Source organism: Arcicella rosea (assembly GCF_014204325.1).
In the GTDB taxonomy this organism is placed as follows: domain Bacteria; phylum Bacteroidota; class Bacteroidia; order Cytophagales; family Spirosomataceae; genus Arcicella; species Arcicella rosea_A.
On sequence record NZ_JACHKT010000017.1, the window covers coordinates 21,668 to 45,142 of the forward strand.

General features: G+C 33.8%; 20 protein-coding genes and 1 tRNA gene. 5 read left to right on the forward strand and 16 right to left on the reverse strand.

The genetic code is table 11. From position 1 onward, the window contains the following. The first annotated feature begins 35 nt into the window (after nucleotides 1-35). Nucleotides 36-446, forward strand: a complete 411-nt coding sequence (locus HNP25_RS12095) for a hypothetical protein (protein WP_184134462.1) — start codon at nucleotides 36-38, stop codon at nucleotides 444-446. 192 nt (nucleotides 447-638) lie between these two features. Next, complete coding sequence (locus tag HNP25_RS12100) at nucleotides 639-1,088, forward strand: helix-turn-helix transcriptional regulator (RefSeq protein WP_184134463.1); 450 nt, start codon at nucleotides 639-641, stop codon at nucleotides 1,086-1,088. Nucleotides 1,089-1,110: 22 nt separating this feature from the next. Here the strand turns inward: HNP25_RS12100 and hemF are convergent, their stop codons facing one another. The 3 genes from hemF to msrB form a co-directional block, all read right to left on the reverse strand. Continuing rightward, nucleotides 1,111-2,004 carry an oxygen-dependent coproporphyrinogen oxidase gene (hemF, locus tag HNP25_RS12105; RefSeq protein WP_184134465.1) on the reverse strand — a complete coding sequence of 298 codons (894 nt, stop codon included), beginning with the start codon at nucleotides 2,002-2,004 and terminating at the stop codon, nucleotides 1,111-1,113. 66 nt (nucleotides 2,005-2,070) lie between these two features. Further along, on the reverse strand, nucleotides 2,071-4,665 hold the full coding sequence (locus tag HNP25_RS12110; RefSeq protein ID WP_184134466.1) for a penicillin-binding protein 1A: 2,595 nt from the start codon (nucleotides 4,663-4,665) through the stop codon (nucleotides 2,071-2,073). Between the two features lie 164 nt (nucleotides 4,666-4,829). After that, on the reverse strand, nucleotides 4,830-5,327 hold the full coding sequence (msrB, locus tag HNP25_RS12115) for a peptide-methionine (R)-S-oxide reductase MsrB (protein WP_229202851.1): 498 nt from the start codon (nucleotides 5,325-5,327) through the stop codon (nucleotides 4,830-4,832). 208 nt (nucleotides 5,328-5,535) lie between these two features. Here msrB and HNP25_RS12120 point away from each other — a divergent pair. The 3 genes from HNP25_RS12120 to HNP25_RS12130 all read left to right on the forward strand — a co-directional run bounded on the left by HNP25_RS12120 (nucleotide 5,536) and on the right by HNP25_RS12130 (nucleotide 7,660). Beyond that, nucleotides 5,536-5,620 (forward strand) — tRNA-Ser (locus HNP25_RS12120). A gap of 284 nt (nucleotides 5,621-5,904) precedes the next feature. Next, nucleotides 5,905-7,215, forward strand: coding sequence for a phage integrase SAM-like domain-containing protein (locus HNP25_RS12125; protein ID WP_184134468.1), 1,311 nt, complete (start codon nucleotides 5,905-5,907; stop codon nucleotides 7,213-7,215). A gap of 43 nt (nucleotides 7,216-7,258) precedes the next feature. After that, nucleotides 7,259-7,660: a hypothetical protein gene (locus HNP25_RS12130; RefSeq protein WP_184134470.1), complete on the forward strand. Its 402-nt coding sequence runs from the start codon at nucleotides 7,259-7,261 to the stop codon at nucleotides 7,658-7,660. A gap of 44 nt (nucleotides 7,661-7,704) precedes the next feature. Here HNP25_RS12130 and HNP25_RS12135 read toward each other — a convergent pair whose 3' ends face one another. The 13 genes from HNP25_RS12135 to HNP25_RS12190 form a co-directional block, all read right to left on the reverse strand. Further along, nucleotides 7,705-8,418 carry an SOS response-associated peptidase gene (locus tag HNP25_RS12135; protein WP_184134471.1) on the reverse strand — a complete coding sequence of 238 codons (714 nt, stop codon included), beginning with the start codon at nucleotides 8,416-8,418 and terminating at the stop codon, nucleotides 7,705-7,707. Further along, complete coding sequence (locus HNP25_RS12140; RefSeq protein ID WP_184134473.1) at nucleotides 8,373-11,300, reverse strand: DNA polymerase III subunit alpha; 2,928 nt, start codon at nucleotides 11,298-11,300, stop codon at nucleotides 8,373-8,375. Before HNP25_RS12140 ends, HNP25_RS12135 begins: the two co-directional genes overlap by 46 nt. After that, on the reverse strand, nucleotides 11,300-12,466 hold the full coding sequence (dinB, locus tag HNP25_RS12145; RefSeq protein WP_184134475.1) for a DNA polymerase IV: 1,167 nt from the start codon (nucleotides 12,464-12,466) through the stop codon (nucleotides 11,300-11,302). Before dinB ends, HNP25_RS12140 begins: the two co-directional genes overlap by 1 nt. Nucleotides 12,467-12,724: 258 nt before the next feature. After that, nucleotides 12,725-12,877: a hypothetical protein gene (locus HNP25_RS12150; RefSeq protein WP_184134477.1), complete on the reverse strand. Its 153-nt coding sequence runs from the start codon at nucleotides 12,875-12,877 to the stop codon at nucleotides 12,725-12,727. A 156-nt stretch (nucleotides 12,878-13,033) separates the two neighbouring features. Next, on the reverse strand, nucleotides 13,034-14,968 hold the full coding sequence (locus HNP25_RS12155) for an NADAR family protein (protein ID WP_184134478.1): 1,935 nt from the start codon (nucleotides 14,966-14,968) through the stop codon (nucleotides 13,034-13,036). Between the two features lie 239 nt (nucleotides 14,969-15,207). After that, nucleotides 15,208-15,330 carry a hypothetical protein gene (locus tag HNP25_RS21930; RefSeq protein ID WP_262887507.1) on the reverse strand — a complete coding sequence of 41 codons (123 nt, stop codon included), beginning with the start codon at nucleotides 15,328-15,330 and terminating at the stop codon, nucleotides 15,208-15,210. A 585-nt stretch (nucleotides 15,331-15,915) separates the two neighbouring features. Continuing rightward, on the reverse strand, nucleotides 15,916-16,143 hold the full coding sequence (locus HNP25_RS12160) for a hypothetical protein (protein WP_184134480.1): 228 nt from the start codon (nucleotides 16,141-16,143) through the stop codon (nucleotides 15,916-15,918). Then, nucleotides 16,143-16,385: a hypothetical protein gene (locus HNP25_RS12165; protein ID WP_184134481.1), complete on the reverse strand. Its 243-nt coding sequence runs from the start codon at nucleotides 16,383-16,385 to the stop codon at nucleotides 16,143-16,145. Before HNP25_RS12165 ends, HNP25_RS12160 begins: the two co-directional genes overlap by 1 nt. A 5-nt stretch (nucleotides 16,386-16,390) precedes the next feature. Next, a complete protein-coding gene (locus HNP25_RS12170) occupies nucleotides 16,391-17,092 on the reverse strand; it encodes a hypothetical protein (protein ID WP_184134483.1) in 702 nt (233 codons plus the stop codon). Between the two features lie 10 nt (nucleotides 17,093-17,102). After that, nucleotides 17,103-17,387 (reverse strand): hypothetical protein, encoded by a 285-nt coding sequence (locus HNP25_RS12175; RefSeq protein ID WP_184134485.1) that lies wholly within the window; start codon nucleotides 17,385-17,387, stop codon nucleotides 17,103-17,105. A 6-nt stretch (nucleotides 17,388-17,393) separates the two neighbouring features. After that, on the reverse strand, nucleotides 17,394-17,870 hold the full coding sequence (locus HNP25_RS12180; RefSeq protein ID WP_184134486.1) for a DNA N-6-adenine-methyltransferase: 477 nt from the start codon (nucleotides 17,868-17,870) through the stop codon (nucleotides 17,394-17,396). Nucleotides 17,871-18,012: 142 nt separating this feature from the next. After that, a complete protein-coding gene (locus HNP25_RS12185; RefSeq protein ID WP_184134488.1) occupies nucleotides 18,013-22,509 on the reverse strand; it encodes a strawberry notch-like NTP hydrolase domain-containing protein in 4,497 nt (1,498 codons plus the stop codon). Further along, the gene (locus tag HNP25_RS12190; protein WP_221432458.1) at nucleotides 22,506-23,396 is read right to left on the reverse strand and encodes an N-6 DNA methylase; all 891 of its coding nucleotides are present in this window, start codon (nucleotides 23,394-23,396) and stop codon (nucleotides 22,506-22,508) included. Before HNP25_RS12190 ends, HNP25_RS12185 begins: the two co-directional genes overlap by 4 nt. Between the last annotated feature and the right edge of the window lie 79 nt (nucleotides 23,397-23,475).

Consider the following 23,475-nt stretch of genomic DNA (forward strand, 5'->3'; position numbering starts at 1 on the left):
TTTTGTACCATATATCAATTACAAAATTTAATTCAATGAATATTCAGGAACTTGATAAAGAACTTCTTTCTTTGTTTGAAAAACGAATCGCTCTTAGCCAAATGGGTTACGACCATCGTGATTATGATGATGTAGAAGAAGCCCTTCACGATTTAGAAGATGACTTTAACGATAAATACGGCGACTTTTTAGAGAATATTCTTCAAGAAATTCACAAAGAATATTGCCCAGAGTCTGATGTACTTTTACCAACAGCATATTTAGCTCGTTCTTTCAAAGAAACTAGCGATGGTGGTATAGAAGTTGGTGCTGACGCTGGCGTTGAAGTAGAGTTAGAAGAAAATCCAATTGCAAGTGCAAGATTAATACTTTTACCTAGCCCAACTAGAATTGTTTTAGTGGTTGGTAAAAAGAAAAAAATTGTATGGTCAGCAGATGCTGAGTAATATCTTCGGAGCTATCAATTGAATTTTTCTACCAAAGCATGTACTTTAGTTGAATAATTAAACCAAAAGGTCTCTGCGAAAGATGTTGCGGAGACCTTTTGGCTTTGAAATAACAAAAACCATTTAAGCAAATTATTAATTTTACAAACATCCTATCAATACTTTAATTGCCATAATAAATACAAAGATTAAATGGAAAGTAAGTTTAGTGCCAATCTCAGAATTCTGAGAAAAAGAAATAAGTTGACATTAGAAGCATTAGGCAAAATACTGGATGTAAGTAAAAGTGCTTTGTCTGACTATGAAAATGGGCATACTTTCCCTTCTTTGGATGTTTGTGATGCCATTTGTAATTACTTCGGAATCAATTTAGATAATTTACAGAAATTGGATTTTGCTCTAATTTCTGTAGAAGAACTGCAACAAAATCAACATATTCAAATCATTACGCCTAACGAAAAAACTACCGATTTCAGTAATCCTTCCAAACAATTAGAGTTTCATAACAAATTACTTCATCAACAAATAGAAGGTTTAGAGATTCAATTACAATTGCTCAAACAATTACTTGAAAGTAAAGTATCTGAAATAAAATCATTACAAATTCAGATTAAATTGCTTGAGGAAAAAATTCGTGATTAATAAAAAAGGTTTAGAGTTGCCTCTAAACCCAATTGATTCCCTTCTTTAAAAGACTCAAGGTTTTCTCTTCTTCCGAATCCTTTTCCGTTTTATAATCATAAACCCATTGTGCCATTGGCGGCATCGACATCAAGATTGATTCTGTTCGTCCATTAGTTTCAAGTCCAAACTTCGTACCTCTGTCATGCACTAAATTAAATTCAACGTAACGTCCACGACGTAACATTTGGAATGTTTTTTCATTTTCTGTAAAAGGTAAATCTTTATTTTTTTGCATGAAATGTGTGTAAATCGGTGCAAAAGATTCTCCAATAGCTTTTACAAAGGCAAATAAATCTTGTTTGTTACGAGATTCATTAGGCTTTTGATAATCAAAAAATATTCCTCCAACCCCACGAGTTTCATTTCTATGTGTATTAAAAAAGTAATCATCCGCCCAATTTTTAAATTTAGGATAATAACTTTCATCGTGTTGGTCACAAACAGTTTTTAAGTATTGATGGAACCAAATGGCATCCTCATCCACAACATAATGTGGTGTCAAATCTATTCCGCCACCAAACCAATACGTTCCGTTAGACATCTCGAAATACCTTACGTTCATGTGAATAATGGGTACTTTCGGACTGTTTGGATGCAAAACGATAGATACGCCTGTTGCAAAAAAATCAACCTTTTCAGTCAAGCCCATTGAGGCTAACATTTTTTCATGTAAATCTCCCCAAACAGCAGAAAACATTACTCCACCTTTTTCGATAACATTTCCGTTTTGGATAACTCTACTTCTTCCTCCGCCACCGCCTTCACGTTGCCAATTATCCTCATGAAAAGTTGCTTTTCCATCGGCAATTTCTAAGGCTACACAAATCTGATTTTGCAATTCCTTGAAGTATTCCGAGATGCTTTCTTTAGTCATAACTTTATAATTTATTTAAAAGAGCATCCAAATATTTTTAGATGCTCTTGCTATTTTTCCGATGAATTAATTTCCTCTACCCGATGAATCAGGTCTTGCTTCATTAGGTGACCTTACTGGTGCAAGTGAATCAGACCTAACATAATTACTGTCCGAATTGGTTGAATCATTTACAGCCGCAAATCTCACCGTACAATTGAAAGGCTTGGTGATTCGCTTTGGATCTAGTTTTTCAAAAGGTACAGGATGATAGGCTTCAAGACTTGGGTCTTTAATCACTTTAGACATATATCGCCCAAAGAGTGGCAATGCCGTTTTAGAACCTTCGCCATAAGCACCACTCCTAAAGTGAATAGAACGGTCGTCGCCCCCTACCCAAGTACCCGTTACCAAATTACTGGTTAAGCCCATATACCAACCGTCCGAATGATTAGAAGTAGTTCCAGTTTTGCCAGCAAAACGTGATTTGTAGCGGTCTTTCCCATCAAATAAATCCTTGAACGACCAAAGGTTTTGTGAAGTACCTCCTTGTTCTTCTAAACCACCTTCCAGCATATATCGCATCAACTGAGCAGATTCTTTTCTGATAGCTTGATGGCGTTCTGGTTCAAAAGTATGAATGGTATTTCCGTTTCTGTCTTGAATTTCAACGACCAACATTGGTTGTGTATAAATTCCTTCATTCAAGAAACAACCATAAGAACCCACCATTTCAAATAAAGTAACATCATTTGACCCTAAACCAATGGATGGAACAGCCGCCAATGGACTTTTAATACCCATTTTATGAGCATAATAAACCACTGAATCGGGTCCAACTTCATTCGTTAGCCAAGCTGCACAAGAGTTGATAGAACGAGCCATTGCTCGTCGTAGCGACATCGAAGTATAAGTAAATCGCCCGTCGGCATTGTGTGGTCTCCAGATTTTTTTCTCGCCTTTTTCTTCTACTTCAATTTCAAAAGGTTCATCTTTAATTTGTGTACACGGCGACATATCTTTCGGTCCATCAATCGCAGTAGTATAGACAAATGGTTTGAAAGTAGAACCAGGTTGACGACGCCCTTGATTAACATGGTCGTATTTAAAATATTGAAAATCTAAACCACCAACCCAAGCCTTAATATGACCAGTGAATGGATCCATACTTATCATTCCAGCTTGTAAAAAACGCTTGTAATAAACAATCGAATCGTAGGCACTCATCGTCATTTGTTCTTCTCCAGAGCCATTTCTTGAATAAACCCACATTTTACGTTTTACATTTTTCATGTAATGCCAAATAGAATCTGAGTTGTTTTTATACTTTACTGCCAACGATTTATAATAGCTAGTTCTTTTGGCAACAGTATCGATGAATCCAGGAATTTCATTTCCTTTTTCGTCCGACCAAGGATTTTTTCCAGACCAATGATTATCAAAAGTCTTTTGCAAAGCTCTCATTCCTTCCTGAACAGACGATTCTGCATAGATTTGCATTCTCGAATCGACAGTAGTAATAATTTTCAGGCCGTCTCTATACAAATCCAAATCAACATCGCTCGTATCGGCCCATTCCTTCAATGCTTTGGCTACGGCAGTTTTGAAGTAATTACTTGAACCATCGTATGGGGATTCCTCATTGACTTTTAATTTAATTGGTAGTTTTGAAAGAGAGTCATAATGAACTCTTGTCAAATAACCATACTTCACCATTTGCGACATTACGGTATTTCTTCTTTTCAAAGACTTATCGTAATTTCTTCTCGGATTATAAGTATTGGTTGCTTTTTGCATTCCGACCAATACCGCAGCTTCTTGCACATTTAAGCTATCAGGCGAAGTATTAAAATATGTTTTAGCCGCTACTTTTATGCCATAAGAATTACTTCCAAAATCAACGGTGTTCAAGTACCATAAAATAATTTCTTCTTTGGTATAATATCTTTCAAGTTTGATGGCAGTTAACCACTCTTTCGTTTTAATGACGAATTTGCCTAAAACTGGTACATAACCAAAAACTCCTTTTTTGGCTACTCCTTCTTTTTTACGAGTTTTAAAAAGGTTTTTTGCTAATTGTTGCGTAATCGTACTTCCACCACCACGTTCGCTTCCTCCAGTAACAATTCCAGCTACTACGCCAAAAATAGCCCTAAAGTCAATTCCTGAATGTTGATAAAAACGAGCATCTTCTGTAGCTACTAATGCTTTTACTAAAAAAGGAGAAAGGTCTTTATAGTTTTTAATAGGTGTACGATTTTCTTGAAAAAACTTTCCCATTAAAACGCCATCCTCTGAATAAATCTCTGATGATTGAGAAAGCTTGGGATTTTGTAACTCACCTACCGAAGGCATTTCGCCCGTTAACCACAAAAAATTAGTTTGAATACAAAAAACATAGAAAACTCCAGCGAAGACCGTCCATGCAAATGATTTCCAAAGTGTTTGTACTGGTTTATAATAAGCAGATTCTTTATCGAAACTTTGGCTAATTTTTTGTTTTGAATCCGAAAAATAAGCCTTTATACTATCGAGGCGTTTGTAAAGTATTTGTACTTTTTCTTCCCCTAATATTATCACCAACAATTTATCTATTAGAAGCCAAAGCAAATGCAGAGAATTCAACAGCGCTGTTTGAATAATAACACTAAGATTTTGAATGAGTTGTTTTATCTTGTTCATCGTGTACTTATTTATCAAACTAAAATAGGCGACAATTTACGACAAAAGTTTTAGATTAAGGAGTGAAACAGGATAGAAAATTGAAAGCTTTAATATTAAAAATTGATTCATAAGTCAGTTTTTAATATTTTAACTTATGAATCAAATTGATAATATTTTTTTGATTATTTCTTTACAAAAACTAAAGAAGTAGCGTTAATGCAATAGCGTTTACCAGTAGGTTCTGGGCCATCATCAAAAACGTGACCAAGATGCGCTCCACATTTTTTGCACAATACTTCATCTCTTGTCATTCCTTCGCTTTTATCTAATGTAACTAAAACATTACTGTCACTCAATGGACTCCAAAAGGATGGCCAACCAGTTCCAGATTCAAATTTTGTGTTTGAACTAAACAGTTCATTGTTACAACAAACGCAATGATAAACGCCTCTTTGATGATTATCAACATACTTTCCTGAAAAAGCTCTTTCTGTCCCTTTCTTTCTAGTAATTTGATATTGCTCTGAAGTTAACTGCTTTTTCCATTCTTCTTCGGTTTTCATAATTTCAAACTTATGCACAGTTTCTTCTGCTGCATAGTCATTACAAGCTACGTTGATGATAGCAACACTTAATAATAGTAGATTTTTCATTTTTCCTTTCAACTCTCTAGGCTTCATTGAGAGCATAATTTAGTCAGAACAAGCCTAAGAAGCCATTAAGCACCTTATAAATACATATACGCAAAAAAAAGCGACAAGTTTTTTTTGCATTTAACTCCTTAATAATCAGCAGAAGTTACATTTGATTGAATATTTTTTGATATTTTTTTTGCGTAAAAGTTGCACAAAAAGAAAGAAAGTACTAATTTTGCATCATCAAAAACGAAGAGAGTTGGCAGAGTGGTCGATTGCGGCAGTCTTGAAAACTGTTGACTGTAACAGGTCCGGGGGTTCGAATCCCTCACTCTCTACAATCCTACCTAAATCTTAGTAAGGAACAGAATCCTACCAATAAAATTGGTAGGATTTTTTGTTTGATGTACTATTTAGAGTCCATTATTGTAATCCCCTTCTAAATTTAAGAAAATACTCAATTAGACAATAATTGTTTTGGTGGCACTTTGGGTGGCAGTAAAATTTTTATTGGTGGCACTTTAATTACCTTTCAACATTGTAGGCTAGTGGTTTATTAAGAGCAGTAATAACTCTATAATTAATAACACTACATGCTCAAAAAAAAATCTTAGGACATCGTATGGAAATTCTATTTATGCGTCACAAATGCAAGGATTCCAATTTTTCAAAAATCTACACTAAAATCAGTTACAATGCTGAAAGGATTGAAGTAGGTTCGACAAACATCAAAATCAACAGTGAACATTGGGATTTAAAATCAAAACGAGTCACGAATGATGACCCACTAGCACGATTCAAAAATGAACAATTGAGTAAAATTGAATCTGACATTTATTTTGCTTTTAATTTATTACTAAGAAAGGAAGAGAATATTGATGTAAAAAAATTAAAACGGTGTATTCTCGCAATTGGTGAACCTGAAAAAGAAGAAGAACCAGAAAAATCATTTATAGAAATCGCAGATATTTGGCTCGAATCTATCTCTAATCCTGAAACTCAAGATAGGAAATTGAGTGTTGGCTCATTAAGGAAATATAAAAATGTAAGAGATAGCCTTTTGAAATTTTTTATTTATCAGAAAAAAACCACTTTAAAAGTTTCAGAATTTACACCTGCAATGCTTAGGAAATTTAAAAATTGGATGGATTCAGAATTAAGTTTTGCCCCAACAACTATATACAAAAGATGCCAAGTAGTTAAACAAATTGCCAATTGGGGTGTAAAAAATGAAGATGGCTGCCAAATCAACCCAATTGAAGATATTACATTTATAGAACCTGAACCAGAAGATTTCATTTTCTTGAATAATGAAGAATTTCTTAAATTGAAAAATCACAAATTTAGGACGAAAGCTAAACAAGAAGTAGCAGATTTATTTGTAATATTTTGTAGAACAGGATTTCACTTTGCTGATTTAGTAGAAATTGTAAAAACTGCTCGCAATAAAGAAATTGAAAAGAAACATTTTAAGATGGGTATTGATGGTAAAATGTGGATTTTCAAAAGTAGGATTAAAACCAAAGTTGTTGCTAAGGTTCCTTATTTTGAAGAAGTTGAACAAATTCTAAATAAATATGAAGGCTGGGAGAATTTACCAATTAAATCAAATGCTAAAATGAATAGCTATCTCAAACTGATTGCCGAAGAACTAAACTTTACAGAAGAACTAACTGAAAAGCTCTCAGTTAAAGCAGGAAGAAAAACCTTAGTCGATTGGTTGTTGAATGATAGAGGCTGGAGTACTGATGGTGTCATGGTACTTTTAGGCATTAAGAATTTAAGATATTTAGCTAGGTATGGTAAAGCTGATGAAAGAAGAGTTGTTATTGAGATTAATAAATCAAAAAAATTCACTGCCTTTTTAGAAGCTCAGGAGCTAGAGAGCTTAAAGACATCCAATATTTCATCAATTATTTCAAACCTCACTTAATTTTATTCAAATAGATATATTAATTTTAAAGAAAAAATACACAATGAGAAAAGCTACATTAATTACCATTACATTAGTTTCTACTTACTTTTTTACTTCATGTTCTTCAGTGAATCACAACAGAGTAGGTCAGGGAGTTAATACCATCGACCAAGCTGCCAATATCCAGAATCTCAAAAAAGAGGACATCATTGTAGGTAAAAACGTAGAATCTGACAAAACTTACAGTAAAGTTTGGTTTCTTTTTATACCATTTGGTGGAAAATCAGAAGAAACAAGAAGAGAGAGAGTGTATTTGCAGACTTGTAAACAAAACCAAGTGGATGGTATATTGCAACCGAAGTATGAAACCAAAAGGTTTTTTATACCTTTGATTCTTTTTACTTATGTTAATTACAAAACTTCAGTTTTAGGGAAGGGTTATACTATTAAAACTGATAAATAGCAATTAATTGAAAAGGAGGTTAGCTTGAGTCTAACCTCCTTTTTCTAAAATACAACCTTTGCCTCCATTAACTTTTCATCAAAAGGCTTAATTAAATGACTTAAATCTTTAGCTTCTGGATTTAGCCATTCATTTGCGTCATTTTTTGCAATAATTAATGGCATTCGCTTTTTGGTATTATGTATCAAAGCCATCATTGGGTTCGCTTCAACGGTTAATATGGCAAATGACCGAACATAGCTATTTGCTTTCAATGGATTTTTCCAATAACTCCAAATTCCTCCTAAAGCAAAATTCTCTTCTTCTTTTAGTTTGATTAGATGCTTCACTTTACTCTTGTTTTGATGCTGCCACTCATAAAATCCATCTACTAAAACAAGACATCTTCTACTTTGGGAATCACGAAATGCTGGCTTTTCTATTATTGTTTCTGCTCTTGCATTGAGTGTTTTATTTTGAATTTCCTTTGCTTGCTCCATTGTAGCCCATGTTGGAATTAATCCCCATCTAACTAAAGCAATTTGCTCAGGATTATCATTCATAATAATTGGTACTCTTTCATGTTCAAAACCATTAACTGCACCTTTTGGCTCATACTGTGTACCTTCATAGAATTCAGCCTTAAAGGCTAATTCTAACTTCTCTTTCTTGCTCTCAAGTAATGTATGGTAACACATCTTCTTATTGTTATTTTGAATGGTAAATATAATATTTATTCCATTCGTGGGTCTGCAAGTATTGGTAATTTTTCCATCCATGTAACCTGAATAGAACAATGAGAAAATTCCTCCATTACCTTTCCCTTAATATGATAAATTCCTGAGCCTTTGAAGGGAAATTTCTCGCAAGACTTTGGAAAGTGTACCGTATCAAAAAACTCTCCGAAAATATCAGTAAAGTAACCAAAAAACATCCTTTCTCCTTTCTTTGTTCGTGTAGGTTTGAGGGTAACTAAGTAGCCTAAAATAGCTACTTGTTTGCCTATAAACAATGAAAGGTCACTCGCTCTAAAAAAAACTTTTGGAGGATTATAGAGTAGTGAAAAAGGGTTTTGTAAAGTAAAGCCCAAAATCTCTAACTCATCATAAGCATCTTCTATTCTGCTACTTTTTAGTACTGGAAATTCATAATGTACATCCTCCAATTCAAATAAGTCATTAGAAATTGTAAATACTCGCTTTGTATTCTGTTTGGCATGAGCCTCCCAAAGTAGCTCCTTCTTCTGGTAGCCTAAATTACGAAAACTTCCTACACGAATCAGCAATGTAATTTGTTCTAAACCTGCTGGTACTTTTCTGCAAAAATCATCGAAACTTGTAAAAAGACTTTGTTCTCGTTGTTTTAAAATCCATTCTATTACTTTTTTTTCTAGGCTTTTGATATGTACCCAACCTAACCAAATCGTATTTCCTTCAATGCGTGTTAGGTAATTACTTTGATTAATGTCAGGTGCTTCGATGATTGCTCCACAACGTCTTGCTTCGTGGATATAAAACTCTGTTCGATAAAATCCCCCAAAATTATTAATGACCGCAACCATAAATTCTAATGGAAAGTAGGTTTTAAGATAAAGACTTTGATAACTTTCAACCGCATAGCTTGCTGAATGGGCTTTACTAAATGAGTAGCCCGAAAAGCTTTCAATTTGCCTCCAAACTTCTTTTGCTACATCATCATATCCAAACTCTTTACAATTCAAGAAAAATTTGTCAACTATCTTTTGGAACTCCGCTCTTGAACGATATTTCCCTGACATTGCTCGTCGTAATACATCCGATTCAGCTAATGTCAATCCTGCAAAATGATGAGCCACTTTGATAACATCTTCCTGATAAACCATTACTCCGTAAGTTTCTTGTAGTAAATCCTTCATTTTGGGATGTATATAAAATGCCTTTGATGGGTCGTGATGGCGTTCAATATAGGCTTTCATCATTCCAGAACTTGCGACACCCGGTCGAATAATTGAACTCGCAGCAACTAATGTTATATAGTCTTCACAACGCAACTTCCATATTAGTTGACGCATTGCTGGCGACTCTATGTAAAAACAACCCATCGTTTCATGTGCTTTTACTTGAGCTTTTATCTTTGGGTCATCTTTAAAAGCTTGAATGGCATGAATATCAACATTAATCCTTTGGTTTTTGAAAACAATATCTACGGCTTCTTTAATGTGTCCTAAACCTCTTTGACTCAGTACGTCAAACTTTGCAAAGCCTATGTCTTCAGCTACATACATATCAAACTCACAAATAGGGAATCCTTTAGGCATAGGGTTTAATGCCGTATAATATGAAAGAGGGATTTCGGAAATAAGTATTCCTCCTGCATGAATGGATAGATAATTTGGAAAGTCCTCTATTAATTTTCCATACTTAACGATTAAGTGTCCCCATTCTCCTAATTTACTAATATCAATTTGGGAACGTGGATTGGCTAATTCATCAATTTCACTTTTTGGTAATCCAAATACTTTCCCTAATTCTCTAAAAGCAGAACGTTCCCGAAATGTTACATAAGTAGCAAGAAGACAAACGTATTGAGAACCATACCTTTTAAATACATAATCTATGATTTCATCTCGTTCATCCCATGAAAAATCTACATCGAAATCTGGGGGACTGGTTCGATGTGGATTAATAAAACGCTCAAAATATAAATCAAGGCTTATAGGGTCAACATCGGTAATTCCAATACAATAAGCTACTATTGAGTTTGCTCCTGAGCCTCTACCAACATGAAAATAACCTCTACTTCTTGCATACTTGATAATGTCCCAAGTAATTAAGAAGTAAGCTCCAAAGTTCAACTCTGCTATTATTTTCAGTTCTTTTTCTACTCGCTCCCTTGCTAATTTATCATGTTTCCCATATCTATAAATTACTCCATCATAAGCTATTTTTTTTAATAGTTGTAAATCATCTTCTTTGCTTGTTGTAAAAACCTGACGGTTTTTTATCGGATGAAAATCAAACTCAAAATCACACTGCTCTAAAATAGCATTTGTGTTTTGAATGATGGTTGGAAAGTCACTTAAAGTACTTTTTAGAAATTCAGGACTATAAAACAGCTCTGTTTCTTTTGCCTCAGCCGTCTTTTGTAATTTGCTCAATAGACAATTTTTATCAATGGCTCGGAGCAAGCGATGGCAATTAAAACCTTGTTTGTTCAAAAAGGTAACTGGTTGCAAAAGGACAAATTTTGATAAATCATGTTGGTACTTCCAAAGCTGCGAAACATCACTGATACTTACTCCAATCAAGTTATTAGCACTCACTTCGGACTTTCTACTTAATGGATACATTACAATTACATTTTCAAATTCAGGCGTTTTGCTAGGGAATTGCTTTTCGGTTAATTTGTAAGTAGAAGCAAAAGCATTTATTTCAGAAAAGCCATTTACATTTTTAGCAATACAAACATAGAGTAGCTCATCATCATTACGAAATTCAACTCCCACAACAGGTTTTATGTCATTTTTTTGGCAAAGTTTCACAAAGTCAAATGCACCACTCGTCGTATTTATGTCAGTTAAAGCCAGCGTTTTGACATTCAAGGCAATAGCAGTTTCAATCAATAACTCGATTGAAATTGTACCATACCTTAAACTAAAAAATGAATGACAATTTAAGTACATTATGAAATCCTCTTATTCTTTTTATCTATCCTCACGGCTCTGCCAATAGCATCACTACCGTATTTATCTCTAATTCTATCCATCGCATCATATAATGGGACGACTTTGGTGCTATTATCAAATAAATTAAGTTGTTCTAAGGCCCTAACTAGTTTCGTGAATCGAATTCCAATTAGGCGTATTAACAATCGTCGGTCGTAGAGTTTTTGAAAAAGGTCGAGTGAGGCTTTGATTAAAACATGGTCGGCAGAGGTGATGGGAATATTGAGTTGTTTAGTATGTGTATCAAAATTGGAGTATCGAACTTTCACAGAAATACAACCTGTACAATGACCACTTTTGCGAAGGTCATAACAAAGCTGTTCGGTCATACTAATAAAAAGATTGTTCAGCAGATTAACATCAGTAGTATCTTGTTGAAAAGTCATTTCCTTACTCATCCCCTTTTGTTCATGGAAGGGAATAACTGGGCTAAAATCTATTCCATTGGCTCGCTCCCAAAGCGTTTTACCAATTTTGCCAAAGGTTTTTTCAAGCAATTTGAGAGGCATTTGGCTCAATGTTCCTACATGAGTAACCCCCATATTTCTAAGAGTTTGTGAAGTAACATTGCCAATTAGAGGAATTTTTGAGACTGTTAAAGGAGCTAAAAAATTACGTTCGTTACCTGTCTCTATAAATAGTTGACCAGCAGGTTTTATTTCATTAGTTGCTACTTTCGATACTGTCTTGTTGATTGATAGCCCCATTGAAATACTGAGTCCCGTTTCTTTAATAACTTTTTGGCGTAATTCAGTAGCAAATTTCCACGTACCAAAAAAACGCTCCATCCCAGTCATATCTAAGTAAAACTCATCTATACTGGCTTTTTCAACAACAGGAGCATTTTCAGTAATGATGTCAGTCACCATTTTTGAATAAGATGAATAAGCATCATAATCACCACGAAGAACGATAGCATCTGGACAAAGCTGGCGTGCTAATTTCATCGGCATTGCAGAGCGAACGCCAAACTTACGAGCCTCATAAGAACAAGCAGAAACAACACCACGGTCAGACTGCCCACCAATAATTACTGGTTTCCCAACTAATTGTGAATCTCTTAATTGTTCAACGCCTACAAAAAAACTATCCAAATCCATGTGGACAATAGCTTTATCGTTCATTACTTTTTATCATTTTGAATACAAATATTATTCATTTTTAATTGTAATAGCTAACGATATAAATAAAAATATTGTTCAAATGTTAAATAATTGCACTTTTAAATAAAAAAAGTATTCGTAATTGCATTGATTCAAATACCATAAAATAGAAAAGCCCATCAATTGAAGGGCTTGAATGCTTTAGAAGTAATAGTTTAGAAAATGAGATATAATTTGGTAAGTTTAGCTCTAAGTCGTTTCAATAACAAAACGGTTGACTTAACCTATAATCATTTTTTCAATTTCTTCTTTGGCATTATCTATTACATTTTTTATTTCTATTTCTAATTGTTTTGCCATTTCTCGCAATTCAAAGATATGTGACGCATTAGCATGACAGGTAACGAACAAGTATCTCAGAAGGTTTGTCATGAGTATTCCGTATGACCAGTAAGGATATTGATTTAAAAGCGTTCTGTTGATGTTAAGATTTGATTTTCAAAGTTGGTTGTCCTGCTTGGACTGAAATTGGGCTTTAGTTGCTGATGATTCTACCAAACCCTATCCAAACTTTTTACAATACCCTTGTTAGCTGTTGTTTAATAACTGACCATTTAAAATTCGCTCTCGAATATTCATTAATATTCTACCTAAATAATTTCTACCTCTATTATTACAAACTCCCCAAAATGTGTCATTCCATTCATTTCCTTCTATCAAATATTTGTCTTTAGTTTCTAATAATTTAGCTAGTAAAATCGGGTTTGAGAATTTTAATATCAATAACTCTGTCATAATATAGAGTCTTTTACTATCCCAGTCTATATCACCAATACCCCATTCTTTAAGTTTATTCGACCACCGTTTTAGCACTCCAGCAGGTAAATTAAAGTCATAAAATGCGGTTACAAAATCCTTTTTTATGTCTCCAATTCCTTTTATTTTAAGTATTTCATTTAAGTCCGCTTTTTGTGAGTTACTTAATTCATTCAGTACTTTGTCATTAAATTTTAACCTCAAATACGCTTGTTCTACAGAAGAATATTTTCTTCCTCTATAAAAAAAATCAACACTGTAAAAATTAGAGAGGAATGTGTGTTTAAAAAGTTTTATTGAATTTGAATCATCATAGGAAAAATAAGTATCTTCAATTCTATTTTCAATTGAATCCGCAATAACTTCTAAGACAATTTTTTCTGCTAAAGTTTGAGATGTTTTATTTTTATAATATTGGTATAGTAATCTTCTTTCTTGCAACTCCTTTAAATCAAATTTTGGGCTAATAATTTGGGAGATTGGAAGAATGCCAGTCGAATATTTAAAAAGAGAAGGGTGGCTTATTGGTTTTTTTTCATCGTTTAATTTTAAATTCATTGCTATTCGCCTTAAATCAGCTTCTACAACGGTGCAAATGACTTTTAACCCTATAAAATGATTTTTAACTAAAGTCGACATTTTTTCGATAGTCCTACCAGATGCAGAATTATCATCTACTACAAGTCCAATACATTTTGATTTTGCACAAATAAAAGTCGGGAAAATACGGTTAAGGTTAATATGCTGTTTACTTTTTTCCTGAACTTCCCCAATGTCCTTGATAGAATGAATTGACACAGGAATTAAGAGTAGTCTAATTTCTGGATTATTAAAGAAGTTTTTGCTTACCTGATTTATCAAACAACTTATTTCTGTAGAACCTGATGGTAACCCAAAAACAAAATCAATTTTTCCATATTTACTACAAATATTAATAGCATAGCTAAATAATATTAATGGGTGACTTGCTTCTGGTCTTGTCAAAGATTTTGAAGAAAAAACAAAACTTTCAAAATCAGATTTTATTTTATTTGAAACCGATTCCAATAAATTAGGGGTAATGCTTGAAACTAATTCTATTAAAATTTTTTGATTAAGTTTATCGCACAATGAAAGATAGAATGCAAATACTGAAAGTTGTAATGCCTCCAGTAGTTTACTACGTGTTAATTGATAGTTTTTGTTACTTAAATTATAATTACCTAATTTTTCTTGGTGGATTAATGAGTTGAAAAGAGTTACTAACGAGTTCTTTAAATAATCCAAAACAACCGAAATACTATAAAATTGGTTGGTATTTACATTGTACTTTTTCAAAAATTCAAGCGAATCATTTATGTCCTCAATAAGAATATCTAATTTTTGAATAACTGAATAGTGTGGGTCTAAGGCTATTACATATCGAGGCCCTCTCAAATAGTATTCCTCGCCAAACTTGCATTTTTTTAGAAAATATCTACCGACTTTTTGTTTAATAAATTCCGAACTTGGATAGTTTAGAGAATTTAAACTCGTGATTTTTATTGAACCAGAAAATGAAAATAAATCTTCATAATTATGTCCATCAAAAATTCCTCCTAGTTTATATTCGGAAATTTTACTTTTGGCTTTTTCTTGGTTACTATTTACATTTTGGATTGTACTCTTATTGTACTTGTATTGCCCTGAAATGTCGATAACTTTTGATTTGTCTAAGCTATATATCATAAAATGAAGAGTTGTTTATTTATTATATTACTTATTAAGAAATTTAAACTATTTTCATGCGTCTGTGAAGATTGGAGCGCTCTTATAAATAACGGCTAACGAAAAAGGTTTAGGGTTGTTTGTGAATTAGAGCTCCGTAAGCTGATAATCGAAGTTGAAAATTGCAATATTTCTAATGATTAATACATAAGCCATATTTATTATATCAAGTCCCTTCTAGTTAATGGAAGCAACGCCTTCTACTCGTTAAACATTACTGGGGGCAATTGCTTTTGAAATTTATTGGTAGAATCTACCAATGTCCCAAGTTCCACTACGACTAAATCTTTAGTTACATTATTCCAACTGTTGTCCAATTCCATTTTTTGATAGTCAACATCTTCAATTGTCACTATAATGCCTTCTGCTCCAATAGTATTGGTCTTTATATTACTTTCTGAGCTCGTTTGTTCCTACCAAGTAAAAAATCCAAGTGCCAAGGAAAAGGCAATAATTGAAATAGTAATTTGTTTTAACATTTTCATTTGATTTAGTTTTTTTATTTCATACCACTCATTTCTTTAAATATTACCGCCATATAACTATACAAAATACGAATCAAGAGGGATTTGAAATTTTTTAATGTCTTTTCTACTCAAATGAAAACATATAATCTGTCACTTACATAAAGACACTTTCATAAGAAAATTTTCATATTAATAAACAAAAATATTCTTAATAAATCAGATTCTTTAGCGTATAAATACCTGATTTATAATCAAAAACGAAAAAATATTTGCCAATGAACCAGTAAAAAATCACAAAAAAATCACTCATTTTTTTGCGTTTCCTGAAAAGTTCACTAGTTTTACAATAATAGGTGTAGAACTATAAATTAAAATAGCCCGAGGGATTTTCCCACGGGCTATTTCATTAAACAACAATAGTTTTTACGTTATTTTATAAATTTAAAATCCAAACTCAGCAGTAACCTGAGTAGTCATTTCACGAACAGCCCGATTCAAAATATTTTTGATTTCATCAGGACTTGGAGGGTCTTGCTGATTGTAGGTTATTCCTTTAATTTCTAAGTTTTCAATGACGATTTGGCATTTTGGCCCACTATACACCAATTGCTTTGATTTCCACTTATTGTAAGTTGCACGGATATTGAAAATGTTAAGGATGCTGCCCATTAGTTCTGATTGTTGTTAAGTTTTGTTTTTAAAATTGCGATATTCAAATAGTGGTTTATTGCTCCAAGTTCACCTCGTGTGGATACTTCTATAGACAAAGCTTCTGAGGTAACATATTTGTGTTCGGTCAATAGTGTAACAGCCATCAAATACTCAAACAAGGTAGCTTGTTGAGAAACAATTCTACCTTGTAAGAAAGTAATGGTTTTAAATAAATCAGGTTCAAAAGCGATGCTTTCCATAGTTTTTAGAAGCTGAAAAAATCAACAATTTTATCTTTAAAAGACTTTGTTTTCTTAACACCAGACAAACCTTTTTTTGCTCTTGGCTTTGATATGGTATAACTATAACCTACACGTTTAGCAATTGCCTTAAAATCTGCTTTATCTCCTGCCAAAAGATTTTTGTAGAATTTATTTTGACCTTTTAGCTTAGTAAGTTCATCATCATCTGATTTAGCTCCTAACCCCATCTGATTTACTTGAAGGAATTTTGACAATTCTTTTGATAGCTTATTCTTGAATTTTGAGTTTATTCTTAGTTTGGAAATAAGCTCTTTGTTCTCTTCACGAAGCTGCTCCTTTAAGATTTCATTCTTTTCTGATTGAGATTGCTTTGGTGCTTTTGTCTTGATGACTTCTGTAGGTTTTGATTCATCGGATTTAGTTTCTTGCTTTGCAGGTTTTTGAGCTTTTTGAACTGATGGTCTTGAAGCTTTTGATTTTGGCGAAACAGCAACAGGTTTTTCTACCTCTTTGATTGTTGCCTTTACTGTTTTAACCCATGATTCCAAAGTGGCTGCTGCATCTGGCGCAACATCAAAAATTGAAAAGTCGGTAAAGTTTTCAGTATCTTCTTTAAGAAGTTGATAATTCTCTTGAGATACCTTATCAAGTTTTGCCAACGTTGTGGTATCAAATTTTTTAATAAATTCTATGTTTGCTTTCATTGATTGGGATTTATTTTAATGCCATTCTTGCCTCTTCTTGCAACTGCAATCTAAGACGGTATTTGTATTTCTGTTTTGCTGCCGAATTTTCAGCCTTTGGTGCTTGAACCTGAGTTTTAGCTACATACTCATTTAGCTTTTGGTAGTAAAGCGAAATGACAAATGTAAGGGATGGGTCGTCGTTGGCTTCTTTGAAGTTTGAACGATAGACCTTATCAAAATCCTTTAAAACTGGTGGTAAAGCGTTGAACGGGATATTTGATGATTGTTGAATGTAATTACTTTGTGAAATCATTATTGGCTATTTTAATTGAATAAATTTCCCTTGTAAATCGCAATTTTGAAGAATCTTTGCATTTCGTTTACCATAAGCAATTAAAACAGATGGTGAACCAGCACTATCGCCTTCGATTCCCTTTAAAGTATAAAAACGTAGCCTTCCTTTGATAAAGAATACCGCATCCGCTTTACTCCATACCTGCTCAAAAAACATTTTTGTCTCAGTCCTGGCAAATGTTAATGCTATGGCATTTTTATGTTTGGAACACTTTCCTAGCCATTTTGAAGTTTCTGTTCCATAAGGAGGATTACACCAAACTCGTCCTTTCCAAACTTGAGACAAACCATCTTGTTTTTTCGTAAAATGGTTTTTAGCCGTATCCCAAGGTCGTTTAATAGGGCTACATGGATCCAGGTCAAAACTGCCCAAAGCTTCAATAACATAAGGTGGTGTTAGCCATTCATCTTGGCTTTTATTTCGCTCGAAAGAAGTATCCATTTTCAAATTTTAGAGAATTTTTTATAGGCTAAATTTTATTATCTATTTGACTGAACTCAATTAGACTGTATTCAACTTTACTACCCATAAAAAACAAAAAGCCCTTCAAAGTGAAATGAAGGGCTAATTACAATTGATGATTTTATAGTTGATTTAGTTTCAATTTATACGATAATAATTCATTTCTAAAAGAGGTTTTCCTTGGCAATGGCTTTTTAGAATCGTTGCTTTCGGTTGAACTGCTATCATCAAATTCATACCCAGTCATTTTTAAATTTCGCTCGGTTACTACCAAGGATAGGCTATAATTATTTTGAAGAATTTCTAAGAATTTAGGAAGATTGCTATCAACAACCTTTGCCTTAAATGCACTACCTTGCTTGATAAATTCTTTGTCTATGACAAGATTCCTCAGCGAAGCATCTAAATAGATTTCACTCATTTTACTTTTGATAGGCAAAAGGAACAAATAGTAATCCGACATCTTTTGAATGGTCATGCCAATACTGGTCGTTAAAATGGTATTTCTGTAAACACCTCTAATTACCTTCAAGGAATTTCCGATTGGAATAGCTACCGAACTTTCTGAACTACCATTACTATTTTTGCCAGCATCATAGTACTCAGGCATCAAAATACCTTTCCTTATTTCGCCAGTAATGGTCGTGTATTCAATCAACTTTAATTTGTACTCAGCAATCAACGGACTACCAAAAGCTTGCAATAAGTTCCCTGTCAAAATATAGCGTGTAGTCCTTTCCGAGTAATTCTGTTTGGATGCTTCTTTCCATTTTTCAAACGAATTGTTGATGTTGACGAATGAAGGACTTCTTGAAATTGATTTTATCCCATTGACCCATTTTAATCCTTCTCCAGAAAGATTGTATGTCCTACTTCTTTTCCCTGAAGCAATCGCAAACTTTAATTTGATGTTACCAGGTGTAAACGGATTATCTTTCTTTTCGTTGATTTGAAAGCCAGTAAAAATACCAAGTGTATTTCCTTGGTATGGAGCTGATTCAATATCAGGAAGTTGGATAACCATTCCTATTTTAAAAAACATGAAAATATTATCCGTAAAGTAATTGATTTGCTTTTGGATGTTATTAGTTTCAGTATCAATATCCTTTTGCTCTTCGGTATTCAGTACATTTAAAGCATCTTGAATCGCTGAAGCTTTAATCACTGAATCTTCTATTTTTTTAATGTCCTTTCTATTGGGTAGTCTTTCTCTTCTTTCTCTATACTGTTCCTGAATGTCCTTTACCCGTTGGTCTTTGATTTGAAGTAGTTTTGTTTTGCAAACAGCTGCTAACGTTTCTGCATAACTTTCTGGATTATTATCACCTAGTTCTCTTTTGATTATTTTCTCAAGCTCATCTACGGCATAAGGCTTTTTGATTTCCCGTACATCACATCTTTCTACAAAAGTTGATGTGCTGAATGGTGATTTACCTCCTTTCCCTTGAACTAGTACTTTTTTGTCAATTGTATTCGCTTGTAAATCGACTACTTGCACTTCTAAGTCATAATCTCCCGATTCAAGCTTTATTTCGATAGCTGTTCTGTATAAATCTAGTACTTCATTATAGAATTTATCTTGGTCAGCACATTTCAACAAGGCAATTCTACCAGTAACTTTCTGAGCTGCATTTTCAGGTACAGCTTTATCAGTGTCAATTTTATTTAATGGAGAACCAATTCTTGTGTTAATCGTTTTATTTTCTTCTAAATACTGTGCTACTACCTCATCTCCATATTTATTGAGGAAGTCGGCTGACTTTAGGATGGATTCTGAGTTTCTTTGATTACTTGCGGTATTGGCATCAAGTGATTTTAGCTTCTTTTGAAGCATCATCATTAATCGCTTTTCGGCTGGAATTGAACTCGTCACATAATCATAGATAGGCTTCAAGATTTCACCAGTCCTTTTTATTCTTCCCAATTTTTGAACCTCTGTATTAATGTCTAACTCTGACTGTAATACAATCATCACACGTTGTTTTACTTGGCTTGCTGGTACTTTCTTGGTTGGTATGGCATGAGCTGAAGCACCTGTCGAACCGCTTTGATTAATCATTAATACGTCGACTTCATTATCGTTAAATTTTCTAAAAGCATCCGTCGCATTTTCTTTAGGTCGCTTGACAATTCTACCTACCCAACGTAAGGTTGGGGCTTCAACCTTCCCTAGTCCTCTTTTGCTTTTTCGTTTCCCTAATCCTCTATCTGGTTCATCTAGTGCTTTTCGGATAGTTTGAGGTGTCCAATGAAAATCTAATTCAATTCCACCATAACGATTGTTTGTAACTGTTGATGTAAGTTCCTTTAAAGAAACGTATCCAAATTCTGCATTTTCAAAGTCTCCATTGAGTACTGCAAATCCATACAATCTATCTTTACCATCAAATTCAGCAATGTACCAATCTGAGCCAGCATAAAAATAATGTAGATGAGCCACTACCACTTCTTTTGCATTTATCCACCTTACTTTATCTTTTGCCTTTCTAAAAGCTGCTGAATAATGACCTATTTTGGGAACAGATTTAATTTGCATTTCAAGATGCTTCACAATTTCAATAAACTCATCTGAACTACTAACTATCTTTTGTTGAAAGCCCGGCATAAATTTTTTAACGAGGTCAGGTATGACTGTTAACCCATTGTTATAATTATCTCCTCCAGTTCGCATTAATTTAGCTGCTTCTGAATTAGAGAGTGTCTTTTGCTCCAATTCAACGGCTAGTTTTCTTCCTGTTACCTCAGCCACCTTGTATCCTGCGTTTTCAATACGCATCTTCACCAAATCGATTGGTGATAATACAACACCTGACGAGGTGGTCTTAATCATGTTTTCAATAAACTTGTATGTCGCAATAGCTTCTTCTGAAAATTTATTAATGTCAAACATTCTATATTCACGCTCTCCGTTTGGCTGAATAACAGTAAATCTTAATACGCCTTTTAAGCCTTTCAAGAGTACTGTTGTAAAGTCTGCATTGATTAAACTATTTTCCTCAAAATCCTCTCCGCCTGATTCATTGACAATCGATTCAATAAAACTGCCCATCGTTGATGAGAATGCTATCACGGGTTTCTTTCCCTGTTTTAGTCTCATGATGGCTCTATCGGCTACCGCCTCAGCTTTGATGGCAAATAGCAATTGATTGAAAACATTAAACAGCTTTGAAAAGTAAGGCGTACTGTCAACACCAGCTCCTTTTGTTCCTCGTCTAATTTCTACTTCTGCTTGCCTTATTGAGGCTACTATATTAAGTTCTCTTACTTCAGGCATAATATAAGTTTCCTGAAAATCAATGATCGCTCGAATCACTTCGGTTACTGCATCGGATTTCTTTTTATCTGCCTTGGAGTTCTCAGCAGTACAGTAAAAGTCTTGATACATTTTCTCAAACTTATCTTTGACTTTTACTTCATTGCCCCCGTTTTCCTCCAAAGTAATGTAATTGACCTCAATGCCTTCAAAACTTCGTTCTCGTCGAATCATCTGACCTTGACTTACGAGTTGCGAGGATACTATTTCCTGTAGGGCTACTCCACCTTTTAGAATTGCTTCTGAAAGCTCCGATGAGGTTAAATTGGCTTCTGAAATCTCAGTTTTAGAAGCGTAAATCGGCATATTGTCTGGTCGCTTGGCAAAGGTCGCTGATAAAAAAGCTACAAAAGCATTTTTTAAAACGATTTGCAAAGCCATCCCACGGATACTATCCCCTGAAGCGTTATGCGATTCATCTAAAATCACTAAATTATTCTCTGCTAGTTTTTTTAGAAATGTTGCTTTGGGTGATAGTTGTAATGCTCCCGCTACGACCGAATTTCCATTTTGTATTTGTGAATACGTTAGCATGACAAAGTCATAACCAGCAGGTAGTTTCATTTTTTCGAGTACCTGTTTTTGTAAAATAGGGTCAGCTGCTTGATACAAGATATTACCTTCTGTATCCTTTACATCTGAAGCACTAGCTCGTGCATTTAAGATATAGGGGATTACATGACTGCCTTTAGTAAGGTCTCTGTTCATGTTTACTTTATATCCACCAATCGTTTCATAAGGGTTTTGTTCCTGGAATAATTTATAATCGGTCTCACTTCCATACTCTTCTTTTTCCTCTTCGGATAGCCTTGAGTAGGGTTTGTATTTTATAAGCTTTTTGGTTTCGTTTTGCTTAATTTTTAAGGGTTGCGTGGCGTCTTCTAAACCAATGTCAATTAAATCCCGATAGATGTCTGAAAATAAATTTGGCTTTTCAGTAATGAAAATTGGCATGATTCCTTGAGCAATGGCATAACGAATTAAACCCGCTGCAACTCGTCCCTTTCCTACGCCTGTTTGGTCACCGATTATCAAGCCTTGATTTCGGTATTCGATATTAAAGATGGCTAATGCAATTGCATCAATTTGTTCGGCAGCGAAAGCAGTATATAAACTACTTTTGCTAGGGTACTGTAACTTTTTACACAAAAACTCATCAACGTCACCAATGGTTGATTTAAGATTTTTTAAGGCTTTGGTTGTTTCTCCACCCATTGAATCTGGGGTGTCAACTTGTAAGGATTTTGAATGACTCAATGGAGTGTATGGTACTCCTAAACCGTTGAACAAAATTGATTTTTTCATTGAAAGATTCTTTGATAGAGTTCTTGAAAAGTATTTATTTGATTAGATTCTATTTTGTTTTGAAGTGGAGCATAACCACTTACTTCATTTTTTCGCCCATCAATTAGGATTAATCTGATGTTGAAAGAAGTTCCCATTCTTGAATATAAATCACCATTGATATTGATGACATCTTGAACGTTGTAATGACTATATAGGTAATTAAGAAAAATACGGTTTTTACCTGCCTGAATTCTACCAACTTCATCATAATTAGTGTGGCCACCAATAATGATTGCAGATTTACCAGAATCTTTCATGGTTGATAATGCCAAAATTGACATTACATGGTCGAGGTCTTTAATGGTATAAGCTCCAAAATCTTGATATTCATATTTCTCCAAAGCCCCAAATGGAGGATTGGTTATTACTGCATCAAACTTTTTGATTTTGTCTCTGAAAAAATCCTGATTAGAAGAGTCTCTTTTTGTTATTTTGATATAATTATCTCTTTGAAGATTGACAATTCTAATATCATCAAGTTCGTTTACTTCAAAGTTTTCTGGATAACCCGCTATTGTTAATAATCCATTGCCGGCGGAAGGCTCAAAATACAGACTACTTTTATGGGGTTTATTGATTCCACAATAAATGCCCATGAGGTAGGCAATTGGTGCAGCTGTACTATATTGCTGCAATAAAACAGAAGTACTTGTACATAAAGAAAGATTAACTTGACGCTTGTAAAATTCAACAATTGAATAGAAACGTTCTTCAATAGTTTTGGTTTTATCATGGGCCATCTTACGGTAAATGCCCACTAAAGCATATTCAGTTTGTTCTTTAACTTCACGGACATTAGTGATACCGTACTTTTTTGCTTCTTTCTCTAGCGAAATTTTATTCAACTTTTCCCCAGTGTTTAGCTTGTAGGTTATACTATCAATGTAGTTCTCGTGTTGAATAGTGGAAAAACGAGATAGTATA

Excerpts from the sequence above, each read along its gene's own strand:
- HNP25_RS12095 (WP_184134462.1), top strand. The coding sequence starts at position 36 with ATGAATATTCAGGAACTTGATAAAGAACTTCTTTCTTTGTTTGAAAAA.
- HNP25_RS12100 (WP_184134463.1), top strand. The coding sequence starts at position 639 with ATGGAAAGTAAGTTTAGTGCCAATCTCAGAATTCTGAGAAAAAGAAAT.
- hemF (WP_184134465.1), bottom strand. The coding sequence starts at position 2,004 with ATGACTAAAGAAAGCATCTCGGAATACTTCAAGGAATTGCAAAATCAG.
- HNP25_RS12110 (WP_184134466.1), bottom strand. The coding sequence starts at position 4,665 with ATGAACAAGATAAAACAACTCATTCAAAATCTTAGTGTTATTATTCAA.
- msrB (WP_229202851.1), bottom strand. The coding sequence starts at position 5,327 with ATGAAGCCTAGAGAGTTGAAAGGAAAAATGAAAAATCTACTATTATTA.
- HNP25_RS12125 (WP_184134468.1), top strand. The coding sequence starts at position 5,905 with ATGGAAATTCTATTTATGCGTCACAAATGCAAGGATTCCAATTTTTCA.
- HNP25_RS12130 (WP_184134470.1), top strand. The coding sequence starts at position 7,259 with ATGAGAAAAGCTACATTAATTACCATTACATTAGTTTCTACTTACTTT.
- HNP25_RS12135 (WP_184134471.1), bottom strand. The coding sequence starts at position 8,418 with ATGGATGGAAAAATTACCAATACTTGCAGACCCACGAATGGAATAAAT.
- HNP25_RS12140 (WP_184134473.1), bottom strand. The coding sequence starts at position 11,300 with ATGTACTTAAATTGTCATTCATTTTTTAGTTTAAGGTATGGTACAATT.
- dinB (WP_184134475.1), bottom strand. The coding sequence starts at position 12,466 with ATGAACGATAAAGCTATTGTCCACATGGATTTGGATAGTTTTTTTGTA.
- HNP25_RS12150 (WP_184134477.1), bottom strand. The coding sequence starts at position 12,877 with ATGACAAACCTTCTGAGATACTTGTTCGTTACCTGTCATGCTAATGCG.
- HNP25_RS12155 (WP_184134478.1), bottom strand. The coding sequence starts at position 14,968 with ATGATATATAGCTTAGACAAATCAAAAGTTATCGACATTTCAGGGCAA.
- HNP25_RS21930 (WP_262887507.1), bottom strand. The coding sequence starts at position 15,330 with ATGGAATTGGACAACAGTTGGAATAATGTAACTAAAGATTTAGTCGTA.
- HNP25_RS12160 (WP_184134480.1), bottom strand. The coding sequence starts at position 16,143 with ATGGGCAGCATCCTTAACATTTTCAATATCCGTGCAACTTACAATAAG.
- HNP25_RS12165 (WP_184134481.1), bottom strand. The coding sequence starts at position 16,385 with ATGGAAAGCATCGCTTTTGAACCTGATTTATTTAAAACCATTACTTTC.
- HNP25_RS12170 (WP_184134483.1), bottom strand. The coding sequence starts at position 17,092 with ATGAAAGCAAACATAGAATTTATTAAAAAATTTGATACCACAACGTTG.
- HNP25_RS12175 (WP_184134485.1), bottom strand. The coding sequence starts at position 17,387 with ATGATTTCACAAAGTAATTACATTCAACAATCATCAAATATCCCGTTC.
- HNP25_RS12180 (WP_184134486.1), bottom strand. The coding sequence starts at position 17,870 with ATGGATACTTCTTTCGAGCGAAATAAAAGCCAAGATGAATGGCTAACA.
- HNP25_RS12185 (WP_184134488.1), bottom strand. The coding sequence starts at position 22,509 with ATGAAAAAATCAATTTTGTTCAACGGTTTAGGAGTACCATACACTCCA.